This is a genomic window from Streptosporangium sp. NPDC000396, assembly GCF_042898655.1.
In the GTDB taxonomy this organism is placed as follows: domain Bacteria; phylum Actinomycetota; class Actinomycetes; order Streptosporangiales; family Streptosporangiaceae; genus Streptosporangium.
Map to the genome: position 1 here is coordinate 42,669 of NZ_JBIAZA010000023.1, position 16,731 is coordinate 59,399.

Here is a 16,731-nt window from a genome sequence, read left to right on the forward strand (position 1 = left end):
AGAAGTGGGGCAAAGCGCATGTATATCTCCCCCCGGCATGCGCTGAATGACTTGCCCTTCTTCTATCCCGTCCGCCCCTTTGCTAATCAGCTGACCACCCGGGACTCCCAGGCCCAGGCCGCGATCTCCACCCGGTTCCTGGCCCCGAGCTTCGACTGGATGCTTCCCAGATGCGTCTTGATCGTGGACAGCGAGACGAACAGCTCGGCGGCGACCTCCTGGTTGGTCCGTCCCCTGGCCACCAGGCGGACGACGTCCAGCTCGCGCTCGGTGAGCGGCTCGGCGGGCGGCCGGGCGCCGTCGTTGCGAGGGTGGGCCAGATGCTCCAGCAGGCGCACGGTCACCGACGGCGACACGAGCGCGTCTCCGGCCGCCGCCGCCCGGATCGCCTCGATCAGCAGCGTCGGCCCACTGTCCTTGAGCAGGAACCCCGTCGCCCCCGCGCGCAGCGCCCCGTAGACGTATTCGTCGAGGTCGAAGGTCGTGACGATGACCACCCGCATCGGATCGGGCACCCCCGGCCCGGCCAGGATCCGGGTGGCCTCCAGTCCGTCCAGCTTGGGCATCCGGATGTCGAGCAGGCACACGTCGGGCCGGAGTCTCCGCGCGTGCTCGACGGCGTCGGCGCCGTTCGCGGCGGTCGCCACGACCTCGATGTCCTCCTGGGAGTCCAGAATCATCTGGAATCCGGTACGGACCAGTTCCTGATCGTCAGCGATGAGCACCCGAATCGTCACCTGATGGATTCTGCCAGCTCGACACGCGCCATCGGACTTTCGGACGATGCCATGACAGGGGAATCGAACGGTCGGCTGATCCCCTGTGACCCCTCCGCGGGGGAGGGTCTGTGTCATGAGCGTTGTTCTTGAAGGAATCAACCTGGTCAAGCGGTTCGGTCCGACCGTGGCACTGGGGGGCGTCGGGCTGGCCGTGCAGGGCGGCGAGGCCGTGGCGATCATGGGACCGAGTGGGTCGGGCAAGTCGACCCTGCTGCACTGCCTCGCCGGGATCATGAAGCCGGACGCGGGGGAGGTGCACCTGCTCGGCCAGCGCATCGACGCGATGGGCGAGCGCGGGCGCAGCGCCCTGCGCCGCACCCGGTTCGGGTTCGTGTTCCAGTTCGGCCAGCTCCTGCCCGAGCTTCCGGCCGAGGAGAACGTCGCCCTGCCGCTCATGCTCGGCAACGTGTCCCGGGCGGAGGCCGTACGGCAGGCCCGCGAGTGGTTCGGCCCGCTCGGCCTCGGCGGCATGGAGGGCCGCCGTCCCGGCGAGCTCTCCGGAGGCCAGGCGCAGCGGGTGGCGATCGCCCGCGCGCTGGTGATCCGGCCCGCGGTGATCTTCGCCGACGAGCCGACCGGCGCGCTCGACCAGAGCACCGGTCAGGACACGATGCGGCTGCTGGTGGAGGCGACCAAGCACAACGGGGCCTCGCTGGTGGTCGTCACCCACGACCCGCAGGTGGCCCGCTGGTGCGACCGCGTGGTCGAGGTCCGCGACGGCCAGATCATTCCCGGCGGGTACGGCGCGCAGCCTTCTCCCGCCTCTCACGAAGACGACCCGCGGGCCGTTCCCGGCCGGTACGGCGCGCAGTCCTCTCCCGAGTTCTCTCCCGGGTCCTCTCCCGGTCACGACTTCCGGGAGCCGATGACCCAGATCCTTCCCGGGGTGAACGGATGAGCGGGCTGATGGGCCTGACCTGGCGGCTGCTGCGCGGCGGCGGCCGTCGTGGCCTGCTGGGCGCGGGGCTGACCGCGGGCGCGGTGGCGATCTCCACCGCGCTGCTGCTCTTCGCCGTGGCGGTCAACTTCGCCTTCCAGGGCCGGGCCGACCGGGGGGCGTGGCGTAACCCGGTCGCGGCCAAGGGGGCGGCCGTGGCGGTCGAGGCCGTCCGCAAGGACTACGTGCGCGACCGGGAGATCACCGTCGTGGACGTGGCGGCGCTGAAGCCGGGGGCGACCCCGCCGCCCGGCCTGGACCGCTTCCCCGCGCCGGGCGAGGTCTGGCTGTCTCCCGCGCTGGCCGAACTCGCCCGGAAGCTCCCGGCCGACCAGCTCGCCGGCCGGTTCCCCAAGAAGATCGGCGGAACGGTCGGTGACGAGGCACTCGTCTACCCCGGGGAGCTCGTCGCGGTCCGCGGCCAGGCGCCGGACTCGCCGACGATGAGCGCCAAGCCGTCGAACGGTCCGCGCGCCGGTGCCGCGCCCACGAAGATCTCCGGTTTCGCCGGGCATCCGACGGACGACGCGGTGGGTTACCAGGCGCTCGGGCTGATCGCCAGCGTACTCATGGTCGTGCCTCTGCTGGTGTTCGGCGGTGCGGCGGCCAGGCTCACCGTGGCCCGCCGCGACCAGCGTCTGGCCGCGCTCCGGCTGGTGGGCGCGACCCCAGGCCAGGTGGTCACGATGACCGTCGCGGAGGCGGTGATCACCGCATTCGGCGGGGCGATGCTGGGTCTGGCGCTCTACGGCCTGTCCGCGCCGATGCTCGCCGGGGTCGAGATCGCGGGTGGTCCCTGGTTCGCCTCCGACGTGTGGCCCGGCGTGCTCGTCGTGCTGGCCGTCCTGGTGGCCGTGCCGCTGCTCGTGGGCCTGTCGGCGGTGGCCGGCCTGCGCCGGGTCGTGGTCAGCCCGCTCGGCGTCGCCAAGCGGGAGACACCCCCGGCGATGCGCTTCGTCCGGGTCGCCGCGCTGCTGGCGACCCTTGCCATGGTGCCCGCGCTCGGGCTCGGAGCCAGTGCCGGGGTGGTCGCCGTCGTCCTGGGCCTGGCCTTCCTGGCCATCAACCTGGCCGGCCCGTGGGTGGTCGGCATGATCGGCCGGGTCGTCGCGAGCACGGCCAGGCGCCCGGCCCGCCTGCTGGCCGGGCGCCGCCTGGTGGACGATCCCAAAGCCGCCTGGCGGACCGTGAGCGGCGTCGCCCTGACGGGGTTCGTGGCCGGGTTCATCGGCCTGCTCAGCCCGGACAGTGGCCTGTTCGCCGGTGAGAACGCCACCGACCTGCGTCTTTCCGTCCCCTCGGCGAAGGTGGCCGAGGTCACCGCCGAGGCCCGCGAGCGCCTGTCCGCGGCGGGTCTGCCCGTGAAGGTCAAAGTCAGCGGCGACGGCGGAACCAAGCTGCTCAGCGCCTCCGTCGACGAGGGCGGAGTCGAGGCCGTCGACCGGGCCCGCACCGCGCTCGACGGTCTGGTCCCGGGGCGAGCCGCCACCTCGGCCGCCGACGAGGAGTACTCCGGCATCCAGGTCCTCGGCGACATCCGCACCGGCACGGTCACCGTGCTCACGGTCTCGTTCCTGGTCGCGATCGCCAGCGCCGGGATCACCGCGGCCTCCTCGATCCTGGACCGCAGGCAGACCTACGCCCTGCTCCGCCTGGCGGGCACCCCGCTGGAGGTGCTGAACAAGGCCCGCCGCGCCGAGACGCTCATCCCGCTGACGGTCATGGGCGGTGGCGCCATCGCGGTCGGCATGTTCTGCGCGCTCCCGTTCGTGATCACCTCGATGAACGTCACCGGCGTGAGCATCCTCCTGGGCTGCGTGGCGTTTGGTTTCGCCGGGGTGATCGGTGCCGGAGCGGCGAGCGCCCCGCTCCTGCGCTCCGTCACCGCCGACCTCGCGCCCCGCCCGGACTGAGTATACATATTAAACAAGTAGGAAATATTGCAAATATGGCGACGGGTCGTTACCTTCGGAGACGGGAACCCCGGCCGCCGGAGGCGGCGTGGGGCCGGAGCCACGGTGGGCAGTCCTCCCGGCCGGGTGTTTCCCGCAGGCGGGGTCAGCCCAGGACGAGGTCGCGGATCGTCCGCAGCGAGGCCTCGTCGCGGGGGCCCATCACCAGCAGGCTGGTGACCGGGCTCTTGCGCCACAGCTCCAGGCGCTCGCGGATCCGGCCCACCGGGCCGACCAGGGAGATGCCGTCGGCCAGCTCGTCGGGGATCGCGTTGAACGCCTCGTCCTTGCGCCCGGCCAGATAGAGCGCCTGGATCCTCTCCGCGGCCTCGGCGTAGCCCATCCTGCCGATGATGTCGGCGTGGAAGTTGCGGCTTTTGGCTCCCATGCCGCCGATGTAGAGGGTCAGCATCATCTTCACGCCGTCCAGCGCCGCCCTGACGTCGTCGGTGATCAGCGTCATGACCATGGCGGCGATGTCGAAGCCCGGCTTGGCCCCGGCCAGCGACGGGCCGTACATCTGCTCCACCTTCTCCGGGAACACGAACAGCGGCAGCCAGCCGTCGGCGATCTCGCCGGCCAGCGCGACGTTTCTGGGACCCTCGGCGCCCAGATAGAGCGGGATGTCCGCGCGCAGCGGACGGGTGATCAGCTTCAGCGGTTTGCCGAGGTTCGCCCCGCCCGGGTAGGGGAGCGGGTAGTGCTCGCCGTCACTGGTCACCGGCTCCTCGCGGCGCCAGATCTTGCGCATGATCTCGACATACTCGCGGGTGCGGGCGAGCGGCTTGGGGAACGGCCTGCCGTACCAGCCCTCGACCACCTGGGGCCCGGACGCGCCGATGCCCAGCAGCAGCCGCCCGCCGGTCAGGTGGTCCAGCGTCATCGCGGTCATCGCGGTCGCCGCCGGGGTCCTGGCCGAGATCTGCACCACGGAGGTGCCCAGCTTGATCCGGGACGTTTGCGCGCCGTACCAGGCCAGCGGGGTGAAGGCGTCGCTGCCGTAGGCTTCCGCGGTCCAGACGGACTCATAGCCCAGATGTTCCGCAATCTGGACGAGTTCGGTGGCGTCATCGGGGTTACGCTGCCAGTAACCGAGATTCAGACCAAGCTTGAGATCAGTGCTCATGGAGGCCTCCTGCGAATATGCGCCTCGTGATTAGAACACGTTCTAGCTTGGTCGGTCGAGGGCCAGGTGTCGATATTCAATCTTCTGGGAAACGTGTGTTTGTGCTAAACGGTGTCCGCAAGCTTCTGTGTCTGCTGCTGCTGTTCGGCCTCGGTGCCTCGGGGGTGGCTGTGTCTTCTGCTGCACAAGCGGCCGGTCAGCCGAACATTGTATTCATTCTCGCGGACGATTTAGAATCGGGCGATCTGCAGAAATTTCCGAATATTTGGAACCAGCTTGTCCGTGGTGGCTCCAGTTTCGACCACTTCTTCGTGACGAACTCCTGGTGCTGTCCCTCGCGCTCGTCGATCCTGAGGTCCCAATACGTCCACAGTCACGGTGTGCTGACCAACACGGCGCCCGAAGGCGGCTTCACCAAGTTCCACAACTCCGACCTGGAACGTTCCACGGTCGGCACGTGGATGCAGGCGGCCGGCTACCGCACCGGCCTGATGGGCAAATACCTCAACCACTATCCCGGCGGCGCCGCCGAGCCCACCTACGTGCCGCCGGGCTGGAACGAGTGGGACGTGCCGGTGCGCAACCTCTACAAGGAGTTCGACTACACGCTCAACGAGAACGGCGTGCTGAAGGACTACGGCTCGGCGCCCGAGGACTACCTGGCCGACGTGCTCAGCCAGAAGGCCAACGCGTTCGTCTCCCAGGGCACCGATCCGTTCTTCCTCTACCTCGCCCCGATCGCCCCGCACAATCCGGCCAACTGCGCGCCCCGGCATCGCGAGGCGTTCCTCGACGCCACGGCCCCGCGGCCCCCGTCGTTCGACCAGGAGGACGTGAGCGCCGAGCCCCGCTGGCTGAGCTCGCGCGAGAGGTTCAGCGAGAAGAAGATCGCGGCCATCGACGAGCGCTACCGCCGCCGGCTCCGGGCGATGCTCGGCGTGGACGACATGGTGGGTGCTCTGATCGAGACCCTCAGGGCCTCGGGGAAGCTGGACAACACCTACATATTCTTTGGTTCCGATAACGGGTTCCACTTGGGGCAGCACCGGCTCGCCCAGGGCAAGACGACCCCGTTCGACGAGTCGATCAAAGTGCCTCTCGTGGCCCGCGGGCCAGGCATCCAGGCCGGGGGCGTCATCAGCGCCATGGGTGCCAACGTGGACCTCGCCCCGACCTTCGCCCAGCTCGGCGGGGCCCAGTTGCCGAGCTTCGCCGAGGGCCGCTCCCTGCTCCCGCTCCTGCGCGGCCAGACTCCCTCCCCCTGGCGCCAGAACGTCCTGATGGAGTTCAACCGACCGCTCGACCAGAGTTCGGCCCGCCAGACCCCGGTTCCCGCCTACCAGGGCATGCGAACCGCCCAGCACACCTTCGTCCGCTACGCGACCGGCGAGTACCAGCTCTACGACAACGCCGCCGACCCCTACCAGCTTCACAACCTCGCCGCCAGGGTTTCGCCCGAGGTGATCTCCGAGTTCAACCGGCAGCTCGACGCCCTGGTGGCCTGTTCCGGCGCGACCTGCCGGTCAGCCGACTCCGTCCCGCCGCCCTCGTTCGCCAACCCGGCCGGGTCTTCCGGCGCGGGGGGTTCGTGAGGCGTCCGGATAGGCGCGCCGGAGGTGGGTCTCGACGGCGGCCGTCGCCTCCGCCGGATCCCCGGAGGTGATGGCCCGGTGGATCCGGTGGTGGTCGGCCATCAGCCCGGCCGTCTCGCCGAGACGCTCGACCGCCTCGACGGCGTAGCGGCGGACCGAGTCGCGCAGGGAACGCATCATGGCGGCGATCAGGCGATTTCCCGAGGCCTCGGCGATGGCGACGTGAAAGGCGGTGTCGTGCTCGACGAACTCCTCGGCCGTCGCCGCGCGGTCCATCCCCTCCAGGGCGTCCGTCAGGGCCGACAGGTCGGCCCCGCGGGCGGCGGCGCGCGCGGCGGACCACTGCTCGATCATCAGCCGGGCGTCGATGACCTCCTCAAGCGACAGGCTCGACAGCCCCAGGTGGAGCCGGAGCAGGTCGGTCAGGGCGCCGGCGGGCCTGGAGGTGAGCACGGCTCCCGCGTCGGGACCCCGCCCGACCTGGGACGAGACCACGCCCAACGTCTCCAGCACGCGCATCGCCTCGCGCACCGACGACCGGCTGACCCGCAGCTGCTCGGCGAGCTGGCGTTCGCCGGGCAGGCGGTCGCCCACCGTGAGCCCGTCACTCGTGATGCGCTCCTCGATCCGGGCGATCACATCCTCGAACGCCCGGGTGCGCCGGACCGGCTGCCATCCGCTCAAGGGTCCTCCTCTTGTGGCGCGATATGGTCAGACCATACTGTGGTCTGACCATATCGTGAGAGGAGCGCCGTGCGCGTCGCCCTGTTCGTCACGTGTGTGAACGACACGCTGTTCCCCGGCACCGGGCGGGCGGTCGTGACGCTGCTGCGCCGCCTCGGATGCGACGTCGAGTTCCCCCGGGCCCAGACCTGCTGCGGCCAGATGCACGTCAACACCGGATATCCCGAGGAGGGCGAGCGGCTGGCGCGGCACTTCGTGAACGTCTTCGCCGGATACGACGCGGTCGTCGCGCCGTCGGGGTCGTGCGCCGCGACGGTTCGCGAGCAGTACCCGAGACTGGCCCGCGCCGCCGCCCCGGCGGGCGGGGCGGCCTCCTTCGCCGACGCGGTCGCCGAGACGGTCCCGAAGGTCCATGAGCTGTCCGAGTTCCTGGTCGACGTCCTCGGCGTCACCGACGTCGGCGCCTACTTCCCCCACCGGGTGACCTACCACCCGACCTGCCACTCCCTGCGCGCTCTCCACCTGGGCGAGCGTCCCGTCCGCCTGCTGGGGCAGGTCAGGGGCCTGGATCTGGTCCCGCTGCCCGCCGCCGAGGAGTGCTGCGGGTTCGGCGGCACCTTCGCGGTGAAGAATCCGGCGATCTCCGCGGCCATGTGCGCCGACAAGACGCGCAACGTCATGACCACCGGCGCCGAGGTGCTCTGCGCCGCCGACAACTCCTGCCTGACGCACATCGGAGGCGCCCTCAGGCGCCAGCGCACCGGAGTCCGGATCATGCATCTCGCCGAGATCCTCGCCGCCACGGAGACCACCCGATGACCGGCGCCACGCGAACGCCGGTGTTTCGCGGACACCGGGTGCCTCGCGACCGCGAGACACCGGCATTCGAGGGAGGAGACAGGCATTGAGCGGGAACAGCGCCTTTCTCGGCATGCCCGCGTTCCCCCGGAACGCCGCGGCCGCCGTACAGGACTCTCAGCTCAGGTTCAACCTCCGCAAGGCCACGCACACGATCCGCGGCAAGCGGGCCGCCGCGGTCGCCGAACTGCCCGACTGGACGGAGCTCAGGGCGGCGGGCAGGGAGATCAAGGACCACACCCTGCGCCACCTGGACCGCTACCTGATCCAGCTGGAGGAGGCGGTCACGGCGGCCGGAGGCCACGTCCACTGGGCGGCCGACGCCGAAGAGGCCAACCGGATCGTCACGGACCTGGTCAGGGCGACCGGCGAGACCAGCGTGGTCAAGGTCAAGTCGATGGCCACCCAGGAGATCGGTCTCAACGAGGCCCTCCGGCGGCAGGGGATCACCGCCTACGAGACCGACCTCGCCGAGCTGATCGTGCAGCTCGGCGACGACTGGCCCTCGCACATCCTGGTCCCCGCGATCCACCGCAACCGTTCGGAGATCCGGGAGATCTTCCGGGAGAAGATGGCCGACTGGGGGCGCCCGGCACCCGTAGAGCTGACCGACGAGCCTCGCGCCCTGGCCGAGGCCGCCCGGCTTCACCTGCGAGAACGCTTCCTTTCCAGCAAGGTCGCGATCTCCGGTGCCAACTTCATGATCGCTGAGACCGGGACGCTCGTCGTGCTGGAGTCCGAGGGCAACGGCCGGATGTGCCTCACCCTGCCGGAGACGCTGATCAGCGTGGTCGGCATCGAGAAGCTGCTGCCGGCCTGGCGGGACCTGGAGGTCTTCCTCCAGCTGCTGCCCAGGAGCTCCACGGGGGAGCGGATGAACCCCTACACCTCCACCTGGACCGGCTCGGTGGAGGGCCAGGAATTCCACCTGGTCCTGCTCGACAACGGCCGCACCCGGGTCCTCGCCGACGAGGTCGGCCGCCAGGCGCTGCGCTGCATCCGCTGCTCGGCCTGCCTGAACGTCTGCCCGGTCTACGAGCGTGCGGGCGGTCACGCCTACGGCTCGGTCTACCCCGGGCCGATCGGCGCGATCCTCACCCCGCAACTGCGTGGCATGAGCTCGGAGCTGGACGCCTCCCTGCCTTACGCCTCCACGCTCTGCGGTGCCTGCTTCGAGGCCTGCCCGGTGGCGATCGACATCCCCGAGGTCCTGGTCCACCTGCGTGCCAAGGCCCGTCACTCGCGCGCCGAGCGCCTGGGGATGCGCGTCGCCGGGTGGGTGCTCGACCACCCGGTACGGCTGGCCCGCGCCCAGCGCCTCGGCAGCCGCCTGCGCGGGCTCGTCCCCGGACGCCTGCCCGGCCCGCTGTCGGCCTGGACCGACACGCGCGACATCCCCGACATCCCCGCCGAGTCCTTCCGCGACTGGTGGAACCGTACCGACGGAGGAACCCGATGAGCGACGGAGCGGGGGCGGACCCGGGAGCGCGCGCGAGAGCGGCGAGGCCTGCCCCGCAGGGGCCCGGGGCAGACGCGGCCGCGGGGAGCCGGGAGCTGATCCTGTCGAGGATCCGGCGCGCCGTGGCGGGGGCGCCGGATACCGGGATCACCCGCGCCTACCGCACGTCGACGGCCTCCTCCGGCGCGGTGGAACTGTTCGCCGAGAGGGTGGCCGACTACCGGGCCGTCGTGCACGTGGTGAGCGAGGACGAGGTGGCCGAGGTGATCGCGGCGGCGCTGGCGCGGCGGGGTGTCACCCGGCCGGTCGTCCCGGAAGGGCTGCCACCGGAGTGGGTGCCGCGGGGGTCGGTCGCCGACGACCCGATGCTGACCGCGGTGGAGCTCGACATGACAGACGGGGTGATCACCGGATGCGCGGTGGGGATCGCGGAGACCGGCACGATCGTGCTGGACGCCGGACCTGGGCAGGGCCGGCGGGCGCTGACCCTGGTTCCGGACTACCACCTGTGCGTGGTGCGGGCCGGGCAGATCGTGGCGAGCGTTCCCGAGGCTCTCGGACGGCTCGACCCCGCCCAGCCGCTGACCTGGATCAGTGGTCCCTCGGCGACCAGCGACATCGAGCTGAACCGCGTCGAGGGTGTGCACGGTCCGCGCACGCTGGAGGTCGTGGTGGTCCGCTGACCGGGGCACCCGGGAGGCAGGGATGTCAGGGACATCGGAGGTCCGGGGCCGGGGACATCGGGGAGGCCGACGGCGCTAGGAGATTGGGAAAATCAGAGACACCAGTGACGTAAGGGATGCATTGGGATATTGGGAATTAATCCAGTGGCGAGAAAACGCTGGAAGGGCACATCGCCCCGGCGTCTCAGGTACTGTCCTCAACGTCCCCCGTTCGTGCGTGACCTGGCACACTTTGCGGATCCGTTACCTGTCCACGTTGCGGTGTTATCGGATATCCTCGCGAGTCGCGTCTGCGTAATCCCAGGTCAAGGTCATTGGAGTCCTGTTTCTATGAAGCCGCCGCTGCTGCTCATCGGGCAGGGCTCACACGATGACAACGGGTCCGTTGAATTCGGCAGGTTCGTCCATCGGCTCCGCTGCCGTCTGGATCAGACGGCGGCCGACGTGTCCGGCGGATACATCTCCAAGGCCAGGCCACGCCTCAGCGACTCGATCGCCTCGCTGGTCGCGCGCGGACACCATCGCATGGTGGCGCTGCCGCTGAGCCTCACCGGGGACATGCGGCTCGGCGCCGACATCCCCGCCGCGATGGCCCGCGAGCAGGAGCGGCACCCCATGCTCACCTGCGACTACGGCCGCCCCCTGGGATCGGATCCCCGTGTCCTGGCGCTGCTCGCCGAGCGCCTGGCGGACGCCGCCGCAGAGGTCGCCAGCCTTCGCCTGGTCTCCGTGGCCGCCGGGCCGCTGGACGACGAGCCCGAGCGCATCGAGACCGGCGAGACCGCCGTGGTCCTGGTGGGCGACGGCTCCACCGACCCCGCCGCCAACGCGGACGTGCACCGGGTCTCCCGCCTGTTCTGGGAGACCCACGCCCACGAATACATGACCGTGGAGACCGCCTTCGTCTCCCTGACCCCGCCCGGTGTCCCGGGCGGCATCGAGCGCTGCCGCCGTCTCGGCGCCAAGCGCGTGATCGTCGTGCCCTATCTGCTGTTCGCCGGCGGCGTGCTGGACCGCGTCTGGGCCCAGGCCATGGCCTACGCCGCGGGCCACCCCGACCTGGACGTCCGCTGCGCCGATGTCATCGGCGACTGCGAGGGGCTGGCCGATGTGGTGGTCGAACGCTACGAAGAGGCGCTCAGCGGCGTCACCTGGTGACCTTTCCAAAAAGAAGCCGTTTCCGGGGACACTGGGTGGCATGACCATCCTTGAGCAGACCGTGGCCGCGATCCGGCCCGCCGATCCGGTGGCCCTCGCCGAAGCGCGGGCCCACCAAGACCGCCTGACCAAGCCCCGGGGCGCGCTCGGAGCGCTGGAGGAGGTGGCGGTACGGCTGGCGGGAGCCGCGGCCGTCAGCCCGCCGCCGCTGCCGGCCCCGGCGGCCCTGGCGATTTTCGCGGCCGATCACGGCGTGCACGCCCAGGGCGTGACCCCGTGGCCACAAGAGGTCACCTTGCAGATGGTCGGCAACTTCCTCGCGGGCGGCGCGGTGGCCAACGCCTTCGCGGCCCAGGTCGGCGCGTCGGTGACGGTCGTGGACGTCGGCGTGGCCGCCGACCTCGCCCCCGCGCCGGGCCTGACGATCAGCAAGATCGCGTACGGCACGGCCGACCTGTCCATCGGCCCGGCGATGACCGCCGAACAGGCGGTCGCGGCCCTGGAAACCGGGATCGCGGTGGCCCGCGAACTCGTGGACCGGGGCGCCCGCTGCCTGATCACCGGCGACATGGGCATCGCCAACACCACCGCCTCGGCCGCCCTGATCTGCGCCTTCACCGGAAAGGACGCGGCCGGCGTGACCGGCAGGGGGACCGGGGTCGACGACGAGACCTTGGCCCGCAAGGTCGAGATCGTCCGGCGGGCTCTGCGGGTGAACGGCCTGGCGTCGGCGCCGGGGAGCGGCTCCGGGACGCCGGGTTCGGGTGGCGTGTCGGGAGGGAGAACCGGGACGCCGGGACCGGACGGCGTTCGTGAAGGCGACCCCGGGGCATCGGCGCTGGAGACGCTGGCCGCGGTCGGCGGGCTGGAACACGCGGCGATCGCCGGATTCATCCTGGGCGGGGCGGCTCTGAAGGTGCCGGTCATCCTCGACGGCGTCATCGCGGGATCGGCCGCGCTGGTGGCGGCCGCGCTGGCCCCCCACGCGGTGGACCACTGCGTGGCCGGGCACCGTTCGGCCGAACCCGGCCACGCGGCCGCACTCGACCACCTCGGTCTGCGCCCCCTGGTCGACCTGGAGCTTCGTCTCGGAGAGGGCACCGGCGGCCTGCTCGCTCATCCGCTCGTCTGCGCGGCCGTCAGGGTGATGCACGAGGTGGCGACCTTCGATTCGGCCGGGGTCACCGACAAGGAGGCCTGACCTGCGAAAGGCTGAGGGGCTCGTGGGGAACCGGGGTCAGCCCGTTCTTTACGCTGTTAACACGGGTGCAGCAAACGGCGGGTCCCTAGCCGGTAGGTTTACCTCTTAACACGCCATGCTTCACAATTAATCGTGAACGGGAGATCTTTCACCATGTCGCCCTACCTGCTCGGCCTGCAACTTTCCGGGCGGCGGGTGCTCGTCGTGGGTGGGGGACGCGTCGCCCAGCGGCGGGTTCCGGCGCTGCTTGACGCGGGTGCCCTGGTCACCATCGTTTCGACGAGTGTCACGCACGCCCTCGACGATCTCATCGCGACCGGCCGCGTGACCTGGGAGGCAAGGCCGTACCAGGTTGGTGATGTGGACGGAGCCTGGCTGGTTCACGCCTGCACCGACGACCGCGCGGTGAACACCGCGGTGGCCGCCGAGGCCGAGGCCAAGCGGATCTGGTGCGTGCGCGCGGACGACAAGGACGCCTCGGCCGCCTGGACGCCCGCCAGCGGGCGGGTGGATGAGATCAGCGTGGCCGTCACCGCGGGCGGTGACCCGCGGCGGGCGGCCGGGATCAGGGACGCCGTCGTGGGGGCGCTCCGCGACGGCACGGTCGACGCCCGCCGCAACCGCACCAAGCCGGTCGGCGTCGCCCTGGTCGGTGGCGGTCCCGGTGATCCGGGCCTGATCACGGTCCGCGGGCGGCAGCTGCTCGCTCAGGCCGACGTGGTCATCGCCGACCGCCTCGCCCCGCAGCCCCTGCTCGACGAGCTCTCCCCGGACGTCGAGCTGATCGACGCGGCGAAGATCCCTTACGGCCGATACATGGCCCAGGAGAAGATCAACGAGCTGCTGATCACACATGCGAAGCAGGGCAAGTTCGTGGTCCGGCTCAAGGGCGGCGACCCGTTCGTCTTCGGCCGGGGCGGAGAGGAGATGCTCGCCTGCGCCCGCGAGGGCATACCGGTCACCGTCGTTCCCGGGATCACCAGCCCGGTCGCGGTTCCCGCCGCGGCCAACGTGCCGGTGACGCACCGCGGTGTCAGCCAGGAGTTCCACGTGATCTCCGTACACGTCCCGCCCGGAGACCCCAAGTCCACCGTCGACTGGCCGAATCTGGCGAAATCCGGTGGAACCCTGGTGCTCATGATGGCCGTCGAACGGATCAGCACGATCGCTGAAACATTGATACGAGACGGACGTTCGCCAGAAACTCCCGTAATGGTGGTACAGGACGGTACTCTTCCCACCCAGCGAACTCTTTACGCCACGTTGGCCACCGTGGCGGAGCGCGTGACCACGGCTGGGATTCGGCCACCCGCGATCGTGATCGTGGGCGATGTCGTGAAGGTCGGGCAGGAGGTCGAGATGGTTCGAGCGGAGCGAGTACCGTGAAGCCGGCTGCGAACAAGCCCACCCATCAGAGCGAGCGCGACCGACGTCTCGCCGGCACCTCCCAGGACCCGCCCGACGACGCCTCGCCGGACGACGCCGAGTCCCCGGGCGAGCAGACGGTCGCCTTCGGCGCCATCCGCCCCGACGATGACGAAGCGTCGATCCGCGCCCGCGGCTTCCGCTCTCCGGGCACCGGCGGGGAAAAGCCGGGTGGCACCGCCGCCTCGCCCGCGGATGATCCTTTGGCTGCTTTTCGTGCGGCTGCCGCGGCTGCTGAGGCGACCATCTCGTCTTTGACGGGCGGGGGTTCTCGCGGGGGTGGCGGGGGTGCGTCTGTTCCGCCCGTCGATGATCCTTTGGCTGCTTTTCGTGCGGCTGCCGCGGCTGCTGAGGCGACCATCTCGTCTCTGACGGGCGGGGGTTCTCGCGGGGGTGGCGGCGCGGCCTCGTCCACGGGCGGTGCTCACGGGGTTTCCGGGGGCGCTGCCGTTCCGCCTTCCGATGATGCCGGGGGCGCCTCCCGCAGTGGTGCTCCCGTTCCTCCCGTGGGTGTTGTCTCGTCTCCTGGTGTGGAGGGTGTTTCCCGCGGGGGTGCGTCTGTTCCGCCCGTCGATGATCCTTTGGCTGCTTTTCGTGCGGCTGCCGCGGCTGCTGAGGCGACCATCTCGTCTCTGACGGGCGGGGGTTCTCGCGGGAGTGGCGGCGCGGCCTCGTCCACGGGCGGGGCCTTCGGCGGTTTCCCCGGAGACGTCACGTCTCCTCAACCGGAAAGCGGCGAAGGCGAAGGGGCATCCGGCGCGGAAACCCATGAATCCGGCGCGAGCCTCACCACTTCGTCTCCGGACGACGCGGCGATCCCCTCACACACCGGTGACGACGCTTTTTCTCTTCGCGCTGAGAGGCGCGAAGAGCCCGGAACAGGCATGCTGGAGCCGGAGCCCGTCCCCGGCACGGACGCGGCCGCCGCCCTGGACGAGACCGGACTCATCGACCCGGACGGCCACGCGGCCGGAGACGAAGACGAGGCGGACGGCGACACTCACGGAGCCGGGGAACCGCATGGCGACCGGGTGCGGGAGGAGCCGCTGCCGGACGTCGTCTCCGAAGCCCTGACCAGGGCGCTCACCGCCCTGCGCGACGGTGTCACCAGCCTCCGCTTCGGTCTGAATCTCCCCGGAGCCGAGGAGGCCAGGCGGACTCAGAACGAGATCCTGGCCCAGCTCGACGACTACGTGATTCCCCGGGTCCGGATGAGCACCGCGCCGGCGCTCATCGTCGTCGCGGGTTCCACCGGCGCGGGCAAGTCCACGCTCCTCAACACCATGGCCGGTGCCAAGGTCAGCGCCATCGGTGTGCGCCGCCCGACCACCGGCACCCCGGTCCTCGCCTGCCACCCCGACGACCACGAGTGGTTCGTCGAAGGCGACCTGCTCGGCAGCCTGCGGAGACAGGACGCGCCCAGCCCCAGGGCGGAGCCCGGCGGTCTCGTGCTCGCCTCCTCCGAGCGCCTGCCCCCGGGCGTGGCCCTGCTCGACACCCCCGACATCGACTCGGTCGTCGAAGAGCACCACGAGATCGCCCATCGCATGCTCGACGTGGCTGATTTATGGATCTTCGTCACCACCGCCGCCCGCTACGCCGACGCCCCCGCCTGGCGGCTGCTCCGCCTGGCCAAGGAACGCGGGGCCCGGCTGGCCATCGTGCTCTCCCGGGTGCCGCCCAAGTCCCGGGAGGTCGTCACCAAGCACTTCGTCCGGATGCTCACCGAGTACGGCCTCGGCGAGGTCGACCGGTTCGTCATCAACGAGAGCAAGGTCACCGACGGCATGCTCCCCGACCACGAGGTCGCCGAGCTCAGGCTCTGGCTGACCGAGCTGTCGGTGGACGACCAGCGCCGGACGCGGGCCGTACAGGCGACCCTGTCCGGGGTGCTGGACAGCTTCCGCAGCCGGATCCCGGCCCTGGCCAAGCAGCTTGAGGCCCAGGTGCTCTTCAGGAGCGAGCTTCGCGGCGATGTGAACGCCGCTTACGCCGGTGCGCTGGCCGAGATCGAGGAGGCGACGAGGAACGGCTCGTTGCTGCATGGAGAGGTGCTCGCCCGGTGGCAGGATTTCGCGGGGTCGGGTGATCTGATGCGGACCCTGCACCTGCGCAGGCCGGGCCGGTTCGCGGGGAAGGCGAGCAAACAGGCCCCCGAGCGGCTCAGCGCGCTGAAATCCGCGCTCCGGGCAGGGCTGGAGTCCGTCATCGCCTCCGCCGCGCAGCGGGCCGCTGAGGAGTCCGTTTCGCGCTGGCTGCAGCGCCCCGGCGTGGGGGAGAGCCTGGCCGCCGCCCCAGGCCTCGGCCACGCCTCCGACGAGCTGTTGCGCAGGGCCGGCAAGACCATCGGCGGCTGGCAGGAGCACATCATCGAGCTGATCCGCACCGAGGGCGTGACCAAGCGGTCGGTGGCCAAGCTCGTCTCGTTCGACGTCGAATCCCTGTCGTTGATCTTCACGATCGGGTTGTTCGGCTACGGCTCAGCCGAGGCCGAGAAGGCGGCCGATGCCGGCGGGCTGCCGCAGCGGCTGGTGCACGCGCTGCTGGGCGCCGAGTCCCTGCGCACCATCGGCGCCAAGGCCCGCAGCGATCTGCGCGCCCGGATCGGCATGCTGTTCGACGACGAGACGTCGCGCTACTTCCAGGTCCTCGACGGCGCGGGCATCCCGGACGAGTCAGCTGCCACCCATCTCTACCAGGCAACGTACAACCTTGAGGTCGCTCGATGACGCCGAGCGAGGAGCGGTGAGCGACCAGTGAGACCGAGCGAATCCGACGCAGTGAGCGGAGCGGCCCGCGAGGTACGAGTGGTCCGCGAAGCGAGCGAGGAGCGGTGAGCGACCAATGAGACCGAGCGAATCCGACGCAGTGAGCACA

12 protein-coding genes and 1 pseudogene are annotated in these 16,731 nt (G+C 70.5%); 10 read left to right on the top strand and 3 right to left on the bottom strand.

Features of this window, described 5'->3' with window-relative positions; genetic code table 11:
* Positions 1–86 precede the first annotated feature (86 nt).
* Positions 87–737, bottom strand: a complete 651-nt coding sequence (locus ACFY2X_RS31990; protein WP_389945653.1) for a response regulator — start codon at positions 735–737, stop codon at positions 87–89.
* 115 nt (positions 738–852) lie between these two features.
* Here ACFY2X_RS31990 and ACFY2X_RS31995 point away from each other — a divergent pair.
* A pseudogene (locus ACFY2X_RS31995) lies at positions 853–1,506 on the top strand (ABC transporter ATP-binding protein); the annotation flags it as partial.
* Between the two features lie 167 nt (positions 1,507–1,673).
* Positions 1,674–3,629 carry an FtsX-like permease family protein gene (locus ACFY2X_RS32000; protein ID WP_389945656.1) on the top strand — a complete coding sequence of 652 codons (1,956 nt, stop codon included), beginning with the start codon at positions 1,674–1,676 and terminating at the stop codon, positions 3,627–3,629.
* A 145-nt stretch (positions 3,630–3,774) separates the two neighbouring features.
* Here ACFY2X_RS32000 and ACFY2X_RS32005 read toward each other — a convergent pair whose 3' ends face one another.
* Positions 3,775–4,794: an LLM class F420-dependent oxidoreductase gene (locus ACFY2X_RS32005; protein ID WP_389945659.1), complete on the bottom strand. Its 1,020-nt coding sequence runs from the start codon at positions 4,792–4,794 to the stop codon at positions 3,775–3,777.
* 101 nt (positions 4,795–4,895) lie between these two features.
* On the opposite strand from ACFY2X_RS32005, the gene ACFY2X_RS32010 reads away from it, so the two are divergent.
* A complete protein-coding gene (locus ACFY2X_RS32010; RefSeq protein WP_389945662.1) occupies positions 4,896–6,386 on the top strand; it encodes a sulfatase in 1,491 nt (496 codons plus the stop codon).
* Here ACFY2X_RS32010 and ACFY2X_RS32015 read toward each other — a convergent pair.
* The gene (locus ACFY2X_RS32015; RefSeq protein WP_389945665.1) at positions 6,318–7,070 is read right to left on the bottom strand and encodes a FadR/GntR family transcriptional regulator; all 753 of its coding nucleotides are present in this window, start codon (positions 7,068–7,070) and stop codon (positions 6,318–6,320) included. The two genes, ACFY2X_RS32010 and ACFY2X_RS32015, sit on opposite strands and share 69 nt — an antisense overlap.
* A gap of 69 nt (positions 7,071–7,139) precedes the next feature.
* On the opposite strand from ACFY2X_RS32015, the gene ACFY2X_RS32020 reads away from it, so the two are divergent.
* From ACFY2X_RS32020 to ACFY2X_RS32050, 7 genes are all read left to right on the top strand, one after another.
* Positions 7,140–7,889 (top strand): (Fe-S)-binding protein, encoded by a 750-nt coding sequence (locus ACFY2X_RS32020; protein ID WP_389945668.1) that lies wholly within the window; start codon positions 7,140–7,142, stop codon positions 7,887–7,889.
* Between the two features lie 112 nt (positions 7,890–8,001).
* The gene (locus ACFY2X_RS32025) at positions 8,002–9,387 is read left to right on the top strand and encodes a lactate utilization protein B (protein WP_389945927.1); all 1,386 of its coding nucleotides are present in this window, start codon (positions 8,002–8,004) and stop codon (positions 9,385–9,387) included.
* Positions 9,384–10,070, top strand: coding sequence for a lactate utilization protein C (locus ACFY2X_RS32030; protein ID WP_389945671.1), 687 nt, complete (start codon positions 9,384–9,386; stop codon positions 10,068–10,070). Before ACFY2X_RS32025 ends, ACFY2X_RS32030 begins: the two co-directional genes overlap by 4 nt.
* A 330-nt stretch (positions 10,071–10,400) precedes the next feature.
* Positions 10,401–11,228 carry a sirohydrochlorin chelatase gene (locus tag ACFY2X_RS32035; RefSeq protein ID WP_389945674.1) on the top strand — a complete coding sequence of 276 codons (828 nt, stop codon included), beginning with the start codon at positions 10,401–10,403 and terminating at the stop codon, positions 11,226–11,228.
* Between the two features lie 40 nt (positions 11,229–11,268).
* Positions 11,269–12,429 (top strand): nicotinate-nucleotide--dimethylbenzimidazole phosphoribosyltransferase, encoded by a 1,161-nt coding sequence (locus tag ACFY2X_RS32040; RefSeq protein ID WP_389945677.1) that lies wholly within the window; start codon positions 11,269–11,271, stop codon positions 12,427–12,429.
* A 153-nt stretch (positions 12,430–12,582) separates the two neighbouring features.
* Entirely contained in the window at positions 12,583–13,815 is a 1,233-nt protein-coding gene (cobA, locus tag ACFY2X_RS32045) for a uroporphyrinogen-III C-methyltransferase (protein ID WP_389945930.1), read from the top strand.
* A 923-nt stretch (positions 13,816–14,738) separates the two neighbouring features.
* Positions 14,739–16,583 carry a GTPase gene (locus ACFY2X_RS32050; RefSeq protein WP_389945680.1) on the top strand — a complete coding sequence of 615 codons (1,845 nt, stop codon included), beginning with the start codon at positions 14,739–14,741 and terminating at the stop codon, positions 16,581–16,583.
* Positions 16,584–16,731 lie beyond the last annotated feature (148 nt).